Annotated in this window: 20 protein-coding genes; 10 read left to right on the top strand and 10 right to left on the bottom strand. The window is 66.1% G+C overall.

The features are described from left to right. Positions 1 to 49: 49 nt before the first annotated feature. The 3 genes from AArcCO_RS10370 (at position 50) to AArcCO_RS10360 (ending at position 1,869) form a co-directional block, all read left to right on the top strand. Complete coding sequence (locus AArcCO_RS10370; RefSeq protein WP_259533363.1) at positions 50 to 490, top strand: hypothetical protein; 441 nt, start codon at positions 50 to 52, stop codon at positions 488 to 490. A 126-nt stretch (positions 491 to 616) separates the two neighbouring features. After that, positions 617 to 1,057 (top strand): SRPBCC family protein, encoded by a 441-nt coding sequence (locus AArcCO_RS10365; RefSeq protein WP_259533362.1) that lies wholly within the window; start codon positions 617 to 619, stop codon positions 1,055 to 1,057. Then, positions 1,054 to 1,869 (top strand): carbon-nitrogen family hydrolase, encoded by an 816-nt coding sequence (locus AArcCO_RS10360; RefSeq protein ID WP_259533361.1) that lies wholly within the window; start codon positions 1,054 to 1,056, stop codon positions 1,867 to 1,869. The genes AArcCO_RS10365 and AArcCO_RS10360 overlap by 4 nt, the downstream gene beginning before the upstream one ends. 231 nt (positions 1,870 to 2,100) lie before the next feature. On the opposite strand, the gene AArcCO_RS10355 is transcribed toward AArcCO_RS10360, so the two are convergent. After that, entirely contained in the window at positions 2,101 to 3,657 is a 1,557-nt protein-coding gene (locus tag AArcCO_RS10355) for a 2-isopropylmalate synthase (RefSeq protein ID WP_303650976.1), read from the bottom strand. A gap of 240 nt (positions 3,658 to 3,897) precedes the next feature. Here AArcCO_RS10355 and AArcCO_RS10350 point away from each other — a divergent pair, with 240 nt between their 5' ends. Further along, positions 3,898 to 4,527: a cob(I)yrinic acid a,c-diamide adenosyltransferase gene (locus AArcCO_RS10350; protein WP_345780888.1), complete on the top strand. Its 630-nt coding sequence runs from the start codon at positions 3,898 to 3,900 to the stop codon at positions 4,525 to 4,527. 100 nt (positions 4,528 to 4,627) lie between these two features. Further along, a complete protein-coding gene (cobT, locus tag AArcCO_RS10345; protein WP_259533358.1) occupies positions 4,628 to 5,656 on the top strand; it encodes a nicotinate-nucleotide--dimethylbenzimidazole phosphoribosyltransferase in 1,029 nt (342 codons plus the stop codon). A gap of 70 nt (positions 5,657 to 5,726) precedes the next feature. On the opposite strand, the gene AArcCO_RS10340 is transcribed toward cobT, so the two are convergent. Continuing rightward, on the bottom strand, positions 5,727 to 6,206 hold the full coding sequence (locus AArcCO_RS10340; protein WP_259533357.1) for a halocyanin domain-containing protein: 480 nt from the start codon (positions 6,204 to 6,206) through the stop codon (positions 5,727 to 5,729). Positions 6,207 to 6,285: 79 nt separating this feature from the next. On the opposite strand from AArcCO_RS10340, the gene AArcCO_RS10335 reads away from it, so the two are divergent. Both AArcCO_RS10335 and AArcCO_RS10330 read left to right on the top strand, forming a co-directional pair. Continuing rightward, positions 6,286 to 7,191 (top strand): enoyl-CoA hydratase/isomerase family protein, encoded by a 906-nt coding sequence (locus AArcCO_RS10335; RefSeq protein WP_259533355.1) that lies wholly within the window; start codon positions 6,286 to 6,288, stop codon positions 7,189 to 7,191. Positions 7,192 to 7,270: 79 nt separating this feature from the next. Then, entirely contained in the window at positions 7,271 to 7,720 is a 450-nt protein-coding gene (locus AArcCO_RS10330) for a DUF5799 family protein (protein WP_259533354.1), read from the top strand. An 18-nt stretch (positions 7,721 to 7,738) separates the two neighbouring features. Here the strand turns inward: AArcCO_RS10330 and glnA are convergent, their stop codons facing one another. Continuing rightward, positions 7,739 to 9,109: a type I glutamate--ammonia ligase gene (glnA, locus tag AArcCO_RS10325; protein ID WP_259533352.1), complete on the bottom strand. Its 1,371-nt coding sequence runs from the start codon at positions 9,107 to 9,109 to the stop codon at positions 7,739 to 7,741. Positions 9,110 to 9,235: 126 nt separating this feature from the next. On the opposite strand from glnA, the gene lrp reads away from it, so the two are divergent. Both lrp and glmM read left to right on the top strand, forming a co-directional pair. Beyond that, positions 9,236 to 9,694, top strand: coding sequence for an HTH-type transcriptional regulator Lrp (lrp, locus tag AArcCO_RS10320; RefSeq protein WP_259533351.1), 459 nt, complete (start codon positions 9,236 to 9,238; stop codon positions 9,692 to 9,694). 81 nt (positions 9,695 to 9,775) lie between these two features. Next, positions 9,776 to 11,203 (top strand): phosphoglucosamine mutase, encoded by a 1,428-nt coding sequence (glmM, locus tag AArcCO_RS10315; RefSeq protein ID WP_259533350.1) that lies wholly within the window; start codon positions 9,776 to 9,778, stop codon positions 11,201 to 11,203. A gap of 7 nt (positions 11,204 to 11,210) precedes the next feature. On the opposite strand, the gene rnhB is transcribed toward glmM, so the two are convergent. Further along, complete coding sequence (gene rnhB / locus AArcCO_RS10310; RefSeq protein WP_259533348.1) at positions 11,211 to 11,885, bottom strand: ribonuclease HII; 675 nt, start codon at positions 11,883 to 11,885, stop codon at positions 11,211 to 11,213. Positions 11,886 to 11,994: 109 nt separating this feature from the next. Here rnhB and AArcCO_RS10305 point away from each other — a divergent pair, with 109 nt between their 5' ends. Next, on the top strand, positions 11,995 to 13,248 hold the full coding sequence (locus AArcCO_RS10305; protein ID WP_259533347.1) for a DHH family phosphoesterase: 1,254 nt from the start codon (positions 11,995 to 11,997) through the stop codon (positions 13,246 to 13,248). 46 nt (positions 13,249 to 13,294) lie between these two features. Here the strand turns inward: AArcCO_RS10305 and AArcCO_RS10300 are convergent, their stop codons facing one another. The 6 genes from AArcCO_RS10300 to AArcCO_RS10275 all read right to left on the bottom strand — a co-directional run bounded on the left by AArcCO_RS10300 (position 13,295) and on the right by AArcCO_RS10275 (position 17,554). After that, positions 13,295 to 13,996 carry a type I 3-dehydroquinate dehydratase gene (locus tag AArcCO_RS10300; protein WP_259533346.1) on the bottom strand — a complete coding sequence of 234 codons (702 nt, stop codon included), beginning with the start codon at positions 13,994 to 13,996 and terminating at the stop codon, positions 13,295 to 13,297. Positions 13,997 to 14,078: 82 nt separating this feature from the next. Further along, a complete protein-coding gene (gene yqeC, locus AArcCO_RS10295) occupies positions 14,079 to 14,813 on the bottom strand; it encodes a selenium cofactor biosynthesis protein YqeC (RefSeq protein WP_259533345.1) in 735 nt (244 codons plus the stop codon). Positions 14,814 to 14,907: 94 nt separating this feature from the next. Beyond that, entirely contained in the window at positions 14,908 to 15,390 is a 483-nt protein-coding gene (locus tag AArcCO_RS10290) for a dihydrofolate reductase (protein ID WP_259533342.1), read from the bottom strand. Between the two features lie 208 nt (positions 15,391 to 15,598). Beyond that, positions 15,599 to 16,243: a TorD/DmsD family molecular chaperone gene (locus AArcCO_RS10285; protein WP_259533341.1), complete on the bottom strand. Its 645-nt coding sequence runs from the start codon at positions 16,241 to 16,243 to the stop codon at positions 15,599 to 15,601. Continuing rightward, entirely contained in the window at positions 16,236 to 17,234 is a 999-nt protein-coding gene (locus AArcCO_RS10280; RefSeq protein WP_259533340.1) for a formate dehydrogenase subunit gamma, read from the bottom strand. Before AArcCO_RS10280 ends, AArcCO_RS10285 begins: the two co-directional genes overlap by 8 nt. Further along, positions 17,234 to 17,554, bottom strand: a complete 321-nt coding sequence (locus AArcCO_RS10275) for a hypothetical protein (protein ID WP_259533338.1) — start codon at positions 17,552 to 17,554, stop codon at positions 17,234 to 17,236. Before AArcCO_RS10275 ends, AArcCO_RS10280 begins: the two co-directional genes overlap by 1 nt. Positions 17,555 to 17,560 lie beyond the last annotated feature (6 nt).

Below are 17,560 nucleotides of genomic sequence, written 5' to 3'. Positions count from 1 at the left end.
TTCGTGTGGAGCATCTACGTTTAAGTAGCCCGAACGGGTCGTTTTATATATGGATATCGCTGGATACGAGTTCAAGGGACCGTTCACCGACGTGTCGAAGGTACCGCTCGACCGCCGAGGCGTCTACGTCGTCGTCTGTCTCGTCGACGGTGAGGTCGACTGTTATCTGGACGTCGGGGAGTCCGAACAAGTCGGCGAACGCCTGCGAACGCACAACAGGAGCGGCTGCTGGGAGGAGCACGCCCACGGAGAGATCGCCTACTGCTACCGGCTGACCTCCGGGACGTGGGATCGGGACCTCGAAGTCAATCCACTCCAGCACGTCCGGAGCCACAGCCGGTCGGAACAGTTCGGGATCGAAGGAGAACTGAAGTGGAAGCTGGACGTCGCCTGTGGCCCGAACCCGTGGAAAGAGATCGAGGAGTACTGGGAGATCTACCGGGAGTACGAAGAGCAGTTCGGTCCGAGGGCCGGCGCCGACGCGGAGTGAACATCTCGAGGGTACGTCCTCGAAACTGTCGACGCGAGCGCCACGTGACGGGGAATTGCCACCCCCTCTTGAATACCTGTTTTTGTCCCCCCGACGCTTTTCTTGAGTGGGAGCCTACCGTCGGACATGACCGTTCGCGTCTCCCGGACCTTCGAGTTCACTTCCGATCCCGACGATGTCTGGGCGTTCATCTCCGATCCAGACAAGCGCGCCGCCGCGATAAGCGTGGTCGACTCCTACGAAGTTCACGAGGACGGTTCGGCGACGTGGCACGTGGCGTTGCCGATCCCGGTGATCTCCTCGACGGTGACCGTCGAAACCGAGAACCTGCGGATGGAACCCCCGAACCGTGTGAAGTTCATCGGGCGGTCGAAAGCGCTCCGGGTGACCGGCGAACACGAGATCGAACCCACCGAAACCGGCTGTAATCTCCACAACGAGTTCATCGTCGAGGGGCGACTGCCCGGCGTCGAGCGGTTCTTCAAGCGGAACCTCGACGAGGAGCTGTCGAACCTGGAGCGGGCGCTGCGCGCCGAACTCGATCGAATCGAAGAGGTGGACCCGTGACAGTCTCGCTCGCGCTGTGTCAACTCGAAATCGAACCGGACGAGGTGGCCAGGAACCTCGAACGCGCCCTACAGCGCATCGAGGAGGCGGCGGCAAACGGTGCGGACGTCGTCGCGCTTCCGGAGCTTTTCGACGCGGGCTACTTCGCGTTCGACGCCTATCCGCGGGTCGCCCAGGGGCTCGAGGGGGCCCGGCTGGGCGAACTCGCCGACGCGGCTGCAGATCACGGGATCTGGTTGCTGTCGGGTAGCGTCGTCGAAGATCTCTCTGCCTCCGCCGAGTCCGGGGTGGACGTGCCGGCGACGGACGGCTACGCGAACACGGCGGTGCTCTTCGATCCGTCCGGGACCCGGCAACTCGTCTATCGGAAACACCACCTGTTCGGGTACGAGTCGGCGGAAACCCGCCTGTTGACGCCTGGAGAACGCATCGACACGGCCGATGTCGGCGGGTTCACCGTCGGCGTGACGACGTGTTACGACCTCCGGTTCCCGGAACTGTACCGGGAACTCGTCGATCTGGGCGCGACGCTCGTACTGGTTCCCAGCGCGTGGCCGTACCCCCGTGTCGAACACTGGAAGACGCTGTCGCGGGCCCGCGCTGTGGAGAACCTCGCGTACGTGGCCACGATCAACGGATCCGGAGAGTTCGAGGAGGCGACGCTTCTGGGTCGGTCGGCGGTGTATGACCCGTGGGGAACCACGGTAGCGGCCGCCGGCGACGAGCCGGCGACGGTGACCGCCGACGTCGACCCCCGCCGAGTGAGGGAGATCCGCGAGGAGTTCCCGTCCCTCCGGGATCGACGTCGGTGACTCGACACCGGTGATTCGGCGCCGGTGACCGACGCCGGAGCCGGTGGCTTTATGTCCGTGAGTCGGTTACGAACTGACGCCGACGATACGGCGCTTTTCTCGCCGTTGGAGTCGGCACAATCCGGCCTGCTCCCACACTCCCGATCCCGTCGCGCTCGGGCTCCTCGTCCACCCGTCCCGTTTCCGTCCGTTTCGACGTCGCCGGGCCGATGCGTTTTCGTGACGCCGTTTTCAGTCCGAGGCCACCGGTACTTCGCCGGGGACGTCGTCGTCGGTCGCCGCGAGCAACCGATCGAGTCCCTCGACCATGGCGTCGACGCTGGCCCGCGTGATGTCCGCCTCCGATGCCGACACGGTCACCGACCGATCGCCACGCGAGATGTCGACCTCGACGGTGACGACCGCGTCCGTCCCGCCGGTGATCGCGTCCACGTGGTAGGAGTCGAGATCGAAGTCCACGCCGTCGAGCGCCTCCCGGACCGCCTCGACGGCCGCGTCGACCGGCCCGGAACCGGTACCGGCGGCGATGCGCTCGGCGTCGCCGATCCGGAGCCGCACCGACGCGGTCGGCACCCCTGCCCCGGAGGTCGCAGACAGATCCAGCAGTTCCACTGTCCGATCCCGCGTTCGCCCCTGGACGTCCTCGACGATCGCCAGCAGGTCGGCGTCGGTGACGCGTTTGCCCCGGTCGCCGAGTTCCTTGACGCGAGCCACGACGGCGTCGAGATCCTCCTGGGAGGTGTCGACGCCGTGTTCCGAAAGCGCCGCCCTGACGCCCGCCCGTCCGGCGTGTTTCCCCAGAACGAGCCGGCGCTCCCGGCCGACGCGTTCGGGCGGATACGGCTCGTACATCCGGGTGTCCTTGAGTGTGCCGTCGGTGTGGATCCCGCTCTCGTGAGCGAAGGCGTTCGCCCCGCAGACAGCCTTGTTCGGCGGATGGCCGACACCGGTGACGTCGGCAACCCTGCGGGTGAGCTCGTAGAGCCCCTCGAGGTCCACCGTCTCGACGCCGTACCCCTCCTCGAGGGCGACCGCCACCTCCTCCAGGGCGACGTTGCCGGCGCGCTCGCCGACGCCGCCGACGGTGGCGTGGACGAAGTCCGCCCCGGCGCTCACTCCCGCAAGCGCGTTCGCGAGCCCGAGCCCGAGGTCATCGTGAGTGTGAACGCCCGTGGGCCCGTGTGTTTCGAGCCGCGCGACCGCCTCGGCAACCTCGTCGGGGGTCGCCGCGCCGACGGTGTCACAGTAGCAGATCCGGTCGGCGCCCGCCTCGATCCCCGCCGAGAGGAGCCGCTCGAGGAACGCCGGATCCGCCCGGGAACCGTCCTCGCCGAGCACCTCGACCCAGAGGTCGTGGTCTTTGGCGTACTCGACGAGTTCCCGTGTTCGGTCGACGACCGCCTCGCGGGTCGTCCCCACCTTCGTCTCCACGTGGCGATCGGAAGCGGGGACGACGAGGTTGATGCCGTCGACGTCACAGGAAAGTGCGTGATCGACGTCGGCGCGGACGCCGCGGGCGAAGCTGGTCACCCGTGCGTCGAGGCCCTCTCTTGCGACCCGGGCGATCGCCTCGCGCTCGCCCTCGGAGGTGCAGGCGCTGCCAGCCTCGACGGTCGAGACGCCCACCGCGTCGAGCGTGCGGGCGATCGACACCTTGTCCGTCGGGGTGAGCGAGACGCCCGGCATCTGCTCGCCGTCGCGAAGCGTCGTGTCCAGAAGCGAAACCTCTCCCGAGAACGACTCGGGACCGAATACGTCTCGTGCGTTACCGGAGAATTTCTCGGCCAGCCGCCGTGAGGCGACTTGGTCTATCCTCCGTGCCGGTGTTGGAAAGATCCGACATGGTACCTTCCCCTCTGGAGGCAGGGTACTTAAACTGGACGATCTGGCAGGTATTGCCTGGCGGAGCAGCGACAGCTATACGCCGTTTCAGTGTAACCATCGCCCGTGACGGACCGAGACGAATACACCGGAACGGCAGATGAAGACGGCGACACGGACGCCGACACCGGCGACGGCGAATCGAGACTGACCGCACACCCGATCGAGCCGTCGGTCCCCGAGGAGTTCGGCCTGGTACAGGCGTGGTGGGGCGACGGAAAGGGGAAGACCACCGCCGCCCTCGGCATGGCGTTCCGGGCGGCTGGACACGGCTACCGGGTGCACGTGCTCCAGTTCCTGAAAGGCGGAACGGAAAGTGTCGAGGACGTTCGGGGCGAGTACAACGCGATGGCGATGGTGCCCGGGATCAGCTACGAGAACACCGGCCACTACGGCTGGTACGGATTTCTCGACGGGACCGCCGACAACGAACACGAGGCGAAAGCACGGGGGGCACTGGCCCGGGGTCAGGAGCTCCTGGAGTCGACACGGGAGACGGATCTCCGTGAACCGCTCCCGCTGGACGGGCCGCCGGAAGACGGGATCCACATGCTCGTGCTCGACGAGATCCTTTATGCGGTCGACCGGGAGCTGCTCTCCCCCGACGACGTTCTCGGACTGATCGAGGACAAACCCGAGAACCTCGAGTTGATCTGTACCGGCAGCCACAGCCGACCCGACTACCTGTCGGAACACGCGGAACTGATAAGCCAGGTGAAAAAGGAGAAACACCCTCTCGAAGGTGGCTACCCCGCCCGCAAGGGCACCGAGTTTTGAGACCGACCGTCGAACCGCTTCGAGCGGAGAACAAATCGAGTTGTGATCTCAAAAGTCGAGTTGGAAAGCTTTATTGAATCACCCGCCGGCAGCCGAACCGATGGAGTTCGACATCCCGCAGCTGGACGAATCCGCGATGGACCGCGCGAGAAAGCGACAGGACCAGCTCACCAAGCCGCCCGGCAGCCTGGGCCGACTCGAGGAGCTTTCCGTCCGGATCGCGGGGATGGTCGGCGATCCGACGCCGTCGATCGACTCCCCGGTCGTCGTGACGATGGCGGCCGACCACGGTGTCGTCGAAGAGGGAGTGAGCGCGTTCCCGCAGTCGGTGACGGCGGCGATGGTCGAGAACTTCGCCCACGATGGCGCCGGCGTCAACGCGCTCGCACGCACCGCGGGCGCAGAGAACCTCATCGTCGACGTCGGCGTCGTCGGCGACTACGACGGCAACGGCCGAGTGATCCGAAAGCCCGTCGCCGACGGGACCGCAAACCTCGCAGAGGGGCCTGCAATGAGCCGCGAGGAGGTGATCGAAGCGATCGAGGCGGGACGAGCGGTCGTCGCCGAACACGCCGCCGACGCCGACGTGATCGCGCTCGGCGACATGGGGATCGGCAACACGACCGCGAGCGCCGCCGTCACGGCGGCGATTACCGGCTCGGATCCCGCCGACGTGACCGGTCGGGGGAGTGGCATCGACGACGAGGGGCTCGATCGAAAGGTCGCGGTGATTCGGCAAGCGCTCGCCGACCGCGAACTGGACCCCGAGGACGGCGTCGACGTGCTCCGTGCAGTGGGCGGGTTCGAACTCGCCGGACTCGCCGGCGTCGCGCTCGAGGCGTCCAGCCGGCGGATTCCGGTCGTCGTCGACGGGTTCATCACCGGCGCGGCGGCGCTTTCCGCGTGGGCGATCGACGAACGCGTGAGCCGCTACCTGCTGCCGTCCCACCGTTCCGTGGAGGACGGCCACGATGTCCAACACGACGCGCTCGGCCTGGAGCCGTTGTTCGACTTCGACATGCGGCTCGGGGAGGGCACCGGCGCGGCGGTCGCGATCGGCATCTACCGCGGCGCCTGTAGGGCGCTCCGGGAGATGGCGACCTTCGAGGAAGCCGGGATTCCCACGTAGGCAGGTGCGCGCGGCCCGGGCGCATTGGCCGGCAGCGACTCGGGCGCATTGGCCGGCAGCGACTCGGGCGTCACTCGACGACGTGTATGGCGCCTTTCATCCCGCTGGTTCGGTGGGGCGTACAGACGTACTTGTACACCCCCGCCTCCTCGAACGTGTGGCTGAACTGTCGTCCGTCCTCGAGATACAGCTCGCTTTCGAACGCCCGATCGACCTCGACGACGTCGTGTTGCCCCCCGATCCCGGTCCAGTCCCAGATGACGGTCGTGCCCGTCGAAACCCGGACTGCAGCGGGATCATACGAGAGGCCGTTTCCGGTTCCGACCTCGACGACGACCTCCGGTTCCCCGGTCCGATCGACGGTGCCCTCGAAGTTGTTGGCGCCCCGGAACCAGTCCCCATACGTTTCCTCCTCGATGTCGCCGTCCCCGAGACAGCCCGCGAGTCCGGCGGCCGCGACAGCCGCACCCAGCCCTTCGAGGAGGCGACGGCGGGAAACGACACCGGAGGGACGATCCGACTCCCCCCGGTCTGCCGACTGCGTTTGCATACCGGCGGTACGTGCCGATCGCCAAAGAGCGGTTCGTTCCCGTCGGGAGATTTTTTACGGCGCCGGAGGACCCATCCCCATGAACGACCGCTCCGAGGGCGCCCGTCGAGACACCGACCGCAGAGCCGACGGCGGCTCCGAGGCGATCGATCGGCCCGATCCGACAGACGTGACCGTAGACAGCGACGTCATTGACCTCGAAGCCCACCGAGCGGGCGATCCGGAGGGCGTCGTCAGACTCGTGCTGGACGACCCGGACCGGCGGAACGCCCTCTCGCGGGAGATGGCCGACGGGATCGTCGATGCGATCGACGCGATCGAAGGTTCAGACATCCGGTGTGTCGTCCTCGAGGGACGGGGTCCCGCCTTCTGTGCCGGCGGGGACGTCGCCGCGATGGCACAGCTTCAGACGACCGACCTCCCGCTGGAAGCGGCAGTTCGACACGTCATCCGGAACACGGCCAGATGCGTCAGGCGGACGGCCGAATGCGAGTTCCCGACCGTTGCCGCGATCGACGGCCCGGCGATCGGCGCCGGTGGGGCGCTGGCGCTTGCGTGTGACCTCCAGCTGGCTCACGAGGACGCCCGGATCGGGTTCGGGTTTCGGGAGGTCGGCCTCGCGATCGATTCGGGGGTGTCGTACTTCCTGCCCCGGTTCGTCGGCGACAACGTCGCCCGCGAGCTGGTTTTCACCGGCGAACAGCTGGACGCCGAACGCGCACGGGAGCGGGGATTGGTAAACCACGTGTACACCGACGGCGAGTTCGAGAAGGGAGTTCGGGAGTTCGCCGAACGCGTGGCGAGCGGCCCGCCGATCGCGCTTCGCGCCTCCAAGCGGCTGCTTCGGGACACCGGCGGGCGGTCGCTTTCGGCCACGATCGAGCGCGAGGCCGAGGCCCAGGCCGCCGCACTGGCCTCGCGAGACCACAGGGAGGGTGCCGAGGCATTCCTCGAGCGGCGGGAGCCGGAGTTTTCCGGCCGGTAGCCGCCGAGGACAGCCCGACGAACGTGACGATCGCGAGGGCGAGCACAACGCTTTCCTCCGATGCACCGAACCTACGGGTATGAGTGACTGGACCGACGCGATCGTCGGCGAGCGAATGGCCGTCGACAGGGAGTTCAACGACCGGGTGCAGGCATCGGAGTTCTCCAGCCAGGAGTGGGGACTTATCATGACCGCCACGGAGTTCGAAATCGAACACGCCGACGATCCCGACCGGGCACGGATCGTCGCCGACACGGAGAAATTGCCCAGCATCATGCCCGAACTGGACAATATCCAGGATCAGATGGCCGCGATGGGTGGCGGGGCAGGCGGTGGATCCGGCGGATCGGGCTCCGGCGGGCTACTCGACGGGATAAAAAGCGCGCTCGGACTCGGCGGCGAGGACGGTGTCGATGCAGAGCGGCTCGAGGCTGCAGAGCAACTCACCCAGGAGTACGCCGACGAACTCCAGGCACACCTGGAAGCGAACAACCGCTTCGAGCAGGTCAGAATCGCCTATCAGGAGTAACCCCGACCGCGGATCCCTTCAGAACTTCTCGAGGTACCGGTCGAGCTCCCACTGGGAGACTTCCGCGACGTACTCGGCGAACTCCTGTGTCTTCGCCTCGATGAACTTCTCGGAGACGTGTTCGCCCAGCGCGTCCTGGACAACTTCGTCGTCCTCGAGGGCGCTTACGGCCTCGCCGAGATTGGCGGGAAGCGTGTCGATGCCGTACTCCTCGCGTTTGGCTTCGTCGAACTCGTAGATGTTCTCCCGGACCGGGTCGGGCGCTTCCAGCCCCTGTTCGATCCCGTCGAGTCCGGCGTGAAGCATCGCCGCGATCGCGAGGTACGGGTTACACGAGGGATCCGGCGACCGGAGTTCGATCCGCGAGGCGGCCGGCACGCGCGCGGCGGGCTTGCGGATCAGCGCCGACCGGTTGACGTCCGACCAGGCGACGTAGACGGGGGCCTCGTAGCCGGGGACGAGCCGCTTGTAGCTGTTCACCGTCGGGTTGCACACCGCCGTAAGCGCCGGTGCGTGTTCGAGCACCCCCGCCAGGAAGGACTTCGCTTCCCCGGAGAGGTTGAACTCGTCGTCCGGGTCGTGGAACACGTTCTCGCCGTCGTCGAAAAGTGAGAGGTGGGTGTGCATCCCGGAGCCGTTGATGTGAGCGATCGGCTTGGGCATGAACGTCGCGTGCAGGTTCTTCTCCTCTGCGGTCGCGCGCACGACCGACCGGAACGTGGCGATGTTGTCGGCGGTGGTGAGGGCGTCGTCGTATTTGAAGTCGATCTCGTGTTGCCCCTCGGCGACCTCGTGGTGGCTCGCCTCCACCTCGAATCCCATCGCCTCGAGGTTGTAGATGATATCGCGGCGCAGATCGGAGGCGTGGTCCTTCGGCGCCAGATCGAAGTATCCACCGGCGTCGTGGGTCGTCGTCGTCGCGCGGCCGTTCTCGTCCTTCTCGAACACGAAGAACTCCGGCTCCGGACCGACGTTCAGCGTGTACCCCATCTCTTCGGCGCGATCGATCGCCCGCTTGAGGACGTACCGCGGGTCGCCCACGAACGGCTCACCGGTGGTGGTGTCGATCACGTCACAGATGAGGCGGGCGGCCGATCCCGAGTTGGTGTCCCTCCAGGGTAACACCGCAAACGACTCCGGATCCGGCTTGAGCCGCATATCCGACTCCTGGATCCGGACGAACCCCTCGATCGAGGAGCCGTCGAAGTAGATCCCCTCCGCGAACGCCTTCTCCGCCTGGGATGCCGGAATCGAGACGTTCTTTACGGTGCCCAAAATATCGGTGAACTGTAGCCGGAGGAAGTCGACGTCCTCCTCTTCGATGGTCTCTACGAGCTGCTGTTCCTCGGCGGAGAGTCCGCCGTCGGGTACGCTGTGTTCGTCCGTCATGTTATGGACGGATGAACGCAATACAGCCAGTATAAAGACGTTGTTGTTTGATGCACAATCCGCCCAGGCTGCTCAGACAGTGGACATTCGTAAAATTATAGGCCTCCCGTCCCCAGCGTGAATGTAATGACGTACGAAAACCTCGACGCCAAGTTGGTAAACGAGCTATTGGGCAACGGTCGCGCGAGTCTCCGGAGCCTCGCAGAGGAACTGGACGTCTCCGTTACGACTGTCTCGAACCATCTCCGCGATCTCGAAGAGGAAGGAGTGATCCGGGGATACACGCCGATCGTCGATTACGGTGCGCTGGGGTACGACGTCACCGCGATCCTCCAGTTGAAGGTAGAAGGGGACGCACTCCCGGAGATTACCGAACGGTTACGGAGCGAACGGCAGATGATCTCGGTGTACGAGGTCACCGGCGACTACGACGTGATCGCCGTCGGGAAGTTCCTCGACACCGACGGGATGAACCGCCAGATCAAGAAGCTGCTCACCGACGAGAACATCCGCGAATCGAACACCGCCGTGGTGCTCAACGCGGTGACGGAAAACGAGCAGTTCGAACTCGACGTAGACGAGTGAGCCGACGACGACACGAAATGTCGTTCAGGTAATAGCTATTCGGTCGGAACGGCTTTCCCTCCCGGGCCCGCAAGCCCGGGCATGGAACTTTTCGGGTCCAGTGGAACGCGCGGCATCGCGCTCTCGGACCTCACGCCGTCGCTCGTTTTACGGATCGCACAGGCCTCGGGGTCGGAGTGGGAAACCGACAGCGTCGCCGTTTCACGCGATACGCGAACGACGGGGGAACTGTTCGAGAACGCGGCGGCTGCAGGGCTCGCCTCCGCCGGCCACGACGTCGACCGACTCGGCGTCGCCCCGACACCGGCTGTCTGTCGGTACTGCCGACGCGAAGGGGTGCCGGCAGTGCTGTTGACCGCCTCGCACAATCCGCCGGAGTTCAACGGAGTGAAGCTGGTCGGTGCAGACGGTGTCGAACTGTCCGTCGACGCGCTCGAAAGCGTCGAAGAACGCGTCCTCACGGAGTCGTTTTCGGTGGCAGCGTGGGACGAAGCCGGACGCACGAGGGACGTCGACGGCGTCAACCGGATCTACGTCTCGGAGCTCCTCGAGGAGATCGACCGCGATGCGATCGCCGACGCCGAGCTGACTGTGGCGCTGGATCCGGCACACGGTGCCGGTGCGCTCACCTCGCCGACGTTCTTCAGGCAGTTGGGTTGTAACGTAGTGACGGTGAACGGCCAGCCCGACGGCCACTTCCCGGGTCGGCTTCCCGAACCGGTGCCGGAGCATCTCGACGACCTCCGGCGACTCGTCCGCGCCTCCGACGCCGACGTCGGGATCGCCCACGACGGCGACGCGGACCGGGCGATCTTCGTCGACGAGAACGGCGAGTACGTAGAGGGTGACGCCTCGTTTGCGGCACTCGCTGCGTCGGCGCTTGAACCGGGCGATGTGACCGTGTCGGCAGTGAACGTCTCACAGCGCCTGGTCGACGTCTGCAACGAGGTCGGCGCGGACCTCGAACTCACGCCGATCGGGGCGACAAACATCATCACGCGCGTTCGCGAGCTGTGGGGGATCGACGGCGTCTCGGACACTGCCAGCCCGAGCGAGGGCGTCGACGAACCCAGGCGCGTCCCGATAGCAGGCGAAGGGAACGGCGGGCTGTTCTTCCCGGAGGACGCCCTCGTGCGGGACGGTGCCCTCATCGGCGCGCGGTTCCTCGAACTTCTCGCGAGAACGGACGCGACGGTGAGCGAACTCGTCGCCCCATACCGGGAGTACGTGAACGTCCGGCACAACCTCGAATACGACGACGACCGGCAGCTCGAGGCGATGCTCGAAGCCGCCGCGGAGTACGTCCGCGAGGCCGACGCCGAACCGGACACGACCGACGGCTACCGGCTCGACTACGGCGACGCGTGGGTGCTGGTCCGTCCCTCCGGTACCGAGCCGAAGATCCGCATCTACGCGGAGGCGCGTGATTCTGATCGAGCACACGAACTCGCGGACGACCTCTACGCGACGCTCGAGCGCGCTCGCGAAGGGACCGCCACAGCGGCATAGTCGACGCTCAAAACTCGCCGAGAGACGACTGTTCGGCCGCCGCGAGGACGTCCGCACACGTCGCCCACGACCGACGGGCGCAGTCGGGGACGTCGCCGTGTTCGCGGACGTACGCCCGGAGGAACTTGCGAGTCGCCGGATCGCTCGGATAGCCGCTTCCGATCGTATCGATCCCCTCGTCGGTCACTCGAGGAGCGTACTCCTCGTCGATCAGTTCCATTCGGCGGTCTCGTTCGACTTTCGCGACGACGCTCGCGGCCGCGACGATCGGATGTCTGTCGTCCGCGCCGTGCTCGGCGGTCACCTGTATCCCCACGCCGCGGTCTTCGACGCCCTCGCGGACGCGACGCGCGAACCGCGACTCCGAGACGTCGCCGGCGTCGACGATCGCCACGTCGCCGTCGTCGACGACCGCCGAAAGCGCACGGGCCTGTGCCGCGACCGTGAGGCCGTTCATGTCGGTTTCGAGGCTGTCGATCCTGACGGGCTCGACGGCGGCGACGGCGACCTCGACGTCGGGGTGTTCCCGGAGCTGCCGGTCGAGCAGTTCGCGGCGATCGGATGAGAGGCGCTTGGAGTCGGCCACGTCTTCGGGAATGGCCTCGGTGGGCGACCGCACCGCGGCTGCGATCATCGGACCGAGCACGGGCCCTTTTCCGGCTTCGTCTGCGCCGACGTGCACGGGTGGCGAGTTGGATGGATCCCCTCAAGTGTGTTTCCCTCGCCGTCGGCGTCGATCGGACGCGGATCCACAACGGCGGAGTTTTCCCGGTCCCGCCCGCAGCCGGAGTATGGACGACGACCTCATCCACGCCGAGGACGTTCCGCTCTCTCGACGGTCGCGGCTCCCCGGGGCGGGGTTCTTCTATCCGGACTCCCTCGGAAAACAGCGGGCACAACAGCGCGCGAAGGAAGCGATCGAGGGCTCCGAAGTCGTAGTCGTTACCGACTCCGACGCCGACGGGCTGGGCTGTGTCGCGCTCCTCCGGGAGCTGTACGACGCGGCACTGGACGTCGCCGACTTCGAGGCGGAACTGGAACGACAGCTCTCCGAGGACCCCGAACCCGACGACGGGGCGGTAGACGACACCGACGAGGACCCGACCGCGAACGCGCACGCCGAATCGACGGTGGCGCTTCTGGCCGCCAGCCCGTACTCGCTTTCGAACGCGCTCGAACAGGTCGCCGAGTACGCAGATCCCGAAATCGACCTGTTCGTGTGTGACCTCTGTCCCGACGAGTACGAGCCGATCGCCGATCCGCTCGAGACGCTCGTCGGCCGGTGTGATCGGGTCTCGTGGTACGATCACCACCAGTGGGACGACGACGTCGCTACCGCTGTTCGGGAGGCCGGCGCACAGCTCGTCGTCGGCGAATCCGACGAGGAGTGTACAGTCGACGTGGCGTTGCGATCGCTGGAGTACGAGTTCCCCGATCGGTTCCGCGAACTCGCGGCAGTCACGCGGGATCACGACCTCTGGCTGAAGGAGGATCCCCGAAGCGACGACCTCGCAGATTACGCCCACTGGGCGGATCCCGAGGAGTACGTCACCGTGGTGGGCGCCTACGGGGTCGACCTCCCGGAGCCGGTCGAGGGGTTCCTCGAGGAACGACGGGTCGAAAAGCAGCGACGGATCGAGGCGGCGGTCGACCGGGCCGTCACGACCGAAGTGGGCCCGTGGACCGTCGGCGTCACGTACGGTCGGTGTTCGCAAAACGAAGTCGCCGAGGCGCTGCGGGAGGCGGGCGCCGACGCGGCCGTGATCGTCAAACCGGCCGGAAGCGCGAGTATCCGGGGCAGCGAAGGGTTCGAGCGCGCACACGAGGTTGCCGGGCAGGTGCAGGGGGGCGGTCACCCGCGCGCCGCCGGCTGCAAGCCCGACATCTACGACGACATGCTGGATTACGCGCACCACTGGACCACGGAGGGCCAGGCAGCAAAGCGGGTGATCCTTCAGGCGTTCGAACGCGTCGCGGAGCAAGCGGAGGAAAGCGTCGACCGGGTGGCAGAATCGAACGACGGGGACATCACCGACGGCGAGTAGACGGGACGGGGGGCAGGACGGAGACGGGGTCAGGACGGAGACGGGGTCACGCGACGCCGAGACCGTCGAGCAGGCTCCGCAGCGACGCCAGGTCGTACTGACCGGGAGCGGTGGCTTCGTCGGGATCGACCGGCGCGTAGCCGATCAAAGAGCCGTAAATCGGCGTCACCGCCCGGGTGTGTCTGCCCGCCTCGCCCATACACATCGTGGCGACGTCGTGTCCGGCTGCTGTCGCCCGGTGGGTCGCAGAGAGCATCGCGAGGGCGTCCGCCCTCCCCTCTGCGGTCGTCGCGAGCTTCGCGACGTCGCCCTCGGCGGTGGCGTCCGCGAGTAGCTCTACCAGCACTCCCTCCTCGGGAGTGCTCTCGAAGTCGTGGACCGACGCGATCACGGTGACATCCTCCTCGCGGGCGGTCTCCCGGAGCGCGACGGCGTGTGGCTGTTCGCCCTCGGGGGCGTTGCCCCGTAACGCGGAAAGTTCGATGTCGACGGCGACGACAGCGTCGTGGGCGACGGCGTCGGTCAGTTCGTCGTACCGGCCGAGATCCTCGGCACCGCCCCCCTCCCACTCCGCGCGGTTCGTGACGACGATCGGCAGTTCGCCGTCGTACGACTCGAGATCGGCGGTCGGCTCGTCCGCGAGGTCCATTCGGAACTCGACTGCGTCGGCGCGATCGCGGGCAACAGGTTCCCGGGAGAGGTCGGCCGTGCTGGCACACAGGGTAAACCCGTCGAGGTCGGCGTCCATACCGGTCCGGTGGTGGGGTCCGGACAAAAATGGTCGGCTCTCCGCACGCGCCGGGGCGGGCCGGACGCGAGGGAATCGGCGACTACTCCACGACGTCGAAGACGTCTAGCCGGCTGAACGCGACCCGCAAAACGTCGGTCCGGGCGTGGATGCCGTCGGCGATTTCGCGGGCTGCACGCTCGTCGTCGTCGGTGTCGATCTGGGTGAGAAGCGGGATCACGGACGCGTCGTCCGGGACGTCCTTCAGCCCGCCCGAGTCGCTTGCGAGCACGGTCGCGACCGTTTCGGGAGTTACCCGATCGCCGACCGACAGCCCGGTGAGTTCGGCGACCCGTTCCGGCCTGTGGACCCACTCGTCGGTGAGGGGACGGCCGACCACGCGGACGCTGGTGATCGGAACGACCACGTCGACGGCCGACGGAAGCTGTGGTTCCCGCTCGTTCGGGGCCTTGAACGTCCGGGTTCGCGCGCCGTCGGCCTTCACCAGCACCGGTCCGTCGTGTTCGGCGGCGATCTCGTCGACCGTCTCGGGGCCGTAGCCGAGATACCGATCCGACCGCTCCTGTGTCGGAACCAGCCCGAGGGGGAAATCTTCGGGATCGGCTTCGCGAAGCACTTCGGTCGGCGACCGGGTGACGGCCACGCTGGCGACGTGTGAATCGAAGATCGGAATGCGGACGGTCGAGGTGACGATGGAACGTTCCATCCGGGCAGAAAGCGCGTACATCGTCGTCTTCTTGCCGCCGGCACCGACCATGCAGATCGTGGGATCCTCGCCGACCGCGAGTGCGTCGACGAGCCCCTCGTTTCCGGTCATTAGTGGTGATCGAATCGCCAGGCGTGTGTACGTTTCGATCGCTAGCCCGAACTGCAGTCCGGGCGCATTCAACTGCGCTATCTGAAAAACCCCGTTAATTCGAGGACCGAACCCACTCTTCGAGGGTAAAATCGTCGTACTCGACCCGGTCGACCAGCTCCCACTCGTCGGCGTCCCACTCGGGGAAGTACGCGTCTCCGTCGTATTCACCGGGAATCCGACTCAACACCATCCGGTCGACGACTGGCTGGAAAAGATCGTAGATGACGGCACCCCCGATTACGTACGCTCGGTCCCCCCCGAGTGACTCGGCGACCGCAATGGCGTCGTCGACGTCAGAGGCGTGGTGAGCCGTCTCGACGTCGAACTCCCGCTGGGAGCGACTCAAGACGACCTGTGCAGTTCCCGGGAGGTCGTCCACCATCGATTCGAACGTGACGCGGCCCAAAATCACGGTCGCGTCCGCGATCCGATCACGGTACTGCCGTTTGTCCGCGGGAACGCTCGGCCACGGAAGTTCTCCGTCGTTGCCGATCACGCCGTTTTCTGCCACCGCAGCGACTGTAACGAGTTCCATGGTCGACGCCTTCGAGTCGCGGCGCCTTAATCGCCTCCGTGGATCCCGTAATCGTCCCCGTGGATCCCGTAATCGTCTCCGTCTGCGGCTGTTACCGAGAAGAAACCCGACACGATGCTGTGCGATCGGGGGCCACGGACACAGCGTGCAGCGATTCGACTGACGGAACAAGAAGGCGGGGAAAAACCCCGGATCGCCACCGGGAGGGCTACGGGTTCGAACTGGATTCGAGGCCGACCTCGAACCGTTCCGCGTCGAACCGCACCAGCCCGTCCAAAACGTCGGCGATCGCGCGGTAAAACTGACTGTCTGCCGAATCGCGAAGGTCTGCAGCCAGTTCCGGAAGCCACCAGCCGTGATCCCGGAGGAACAGTCGCTTGTCGTCGGGGCTCTCCCCTTCCCGTCGACTCAACACCGAAAGCGCCGCGAGTTCGACGGCGGCGTGGTCGGCCTCCTCCTTGAGGTCCTCACTCGGTTGGATACCGAGGCCGGCGTAAGTGCCCTTCACCGCCGCCAGCGGTTCACCCAGATAGTCGTCGGCGTAGTACGACTCGTGGACCTGGAGACTCGGTCGGGGACCGACAAACAGCCGGGTGTGTTCCCGCTCGAGCTCCGCCGCCGCCTCGGCCGGAGCCTCGACCCCGTCAGCCCACTCCCGGAGGGAACCGAACCCCTCACGGAGCGCTCCGGGTGGGAGTCCATCCGGCTCGGGAATCGCCCCGGCCTGGAACTCCTCGATGGCTGCCGCGGACGGTGGATCCGCCAGGACGCCCGAGACGAACCGGTACAGTTCCGAAAGCGTCTCGCCGGTGTCGGGTTCCCGGTCTCGAGGGGCGTTCGTCGGTTCAGACATCGTACTCACCCCGGAGCCGTTTGCCTATTCCGTAGATGATCGCGGCGCTCCCGCCGAGAACCATCAGAACGGCGACGTTCAGTCCGATGAAGTAGACGACGCCGGTCACCCCCTGTGCGAGGACGTCTCCCGACACTGCGAGCAGGTAATCGCGGGTCGGTAGCGGCGAGAACACGGCGGCAAACAGCGTCGCCGTCACGACCACCGCAAAGAACACGAGCAACGCGAAGGTGATCCCGGCCAGCGTTTTCTTGGAGGGAGCTGCGGTCTCGGCGTGGCCCGGAAGCTCGCCGAGCTTCTTTTTGACCCACGCCGGCCAGTGATGCGCCGCGCGGTCGACGGAGACGTCGCCGGAGAACATCGTCTCGTTGAACGGATACTTCTCTTTGACGTTCACGATGTAGAGGTGGAACGCGATCCCCATCAGGAACGTCAGCGCGAAGATAAGGTGGATGTCCCGAGCGATAAGGAGCATGAAGTCCGCCAGCGGCTCGTGACCGCCGAGCAGTGCCCGGAACTCGGGTGAAACGAACAGCCCCCTGTACCAGAGCAGCAGGCCGGTGAGGCTTATAAGCGTGAGTTCGGTAACGATCACGCCGACTTCGGCCTTCTGGAGCCAGCCGTACTTGTCCGCCTCGGGTTTGTTCGCTCTCCCCCCCAGATACTTCCCGTACTGTACCGCCTCACGGGCGTCCTCGAGGGTCGGCACCGCCGGGATGCCAGCGCGTCCGGAAAGAACTCCGAGCAAGAGATACGACACGTAGTAGATACCCACCAGAATGAGCGCGACGCCGGCAATAATGTGCAACAGCACCACGTTACCGTAGCCGAAGATCGCAAAGAGCCATCCGAGGTGCTCGCTGAAAGTGATCGGCAGCCCCGTCAGATACAGGAAGAATATCGACAGGGCCGCGGTCGCGTGGACGTACACCTGAACGTCCGAAAAGCGATTGATCCGTCCGAACGCGCCGGAGTCGGTTTCGGTTGCCATTATTCGAGCACCTCCTTCCAGGTCGCGAACGCGAGCACCGAGATGAAGACCGCGACGAAGACGATGTAGGCACCCATGGTCGCCCGAACCGCCAACCAGAGACCGGCGTACTGGTTGTACACGGAGTCGCCGCCCGCAATGGCGGCGCTGCCGGCGACGCGAAGCGTCTCCCCGGTCTCGAGGGGTACCGCGATCGCGTCGAGTGCGAACAGCACGACGGCAACTACCACTACTGTGAGGACCGCCGCGATCTGCGAGCGGTACTGGGCGATCGTGCCCGAGATCCCGCCGCCGTCGACGTCGATTGTTTGACTGGCCATGGTTGC

The sequence above is a fragment of the Halalkaliarchaeum sp. AArc-CO genome (assembly GCF_024972735.1).
Lineage (GTDB): Archaea > Halobacteriota > Halobacteria > Halobacteriales > Haloferacaceae > Halalkaliarchaeum.
This window is presented reverse-complemented; position numbering and strand designations above follow the sequence as displayed.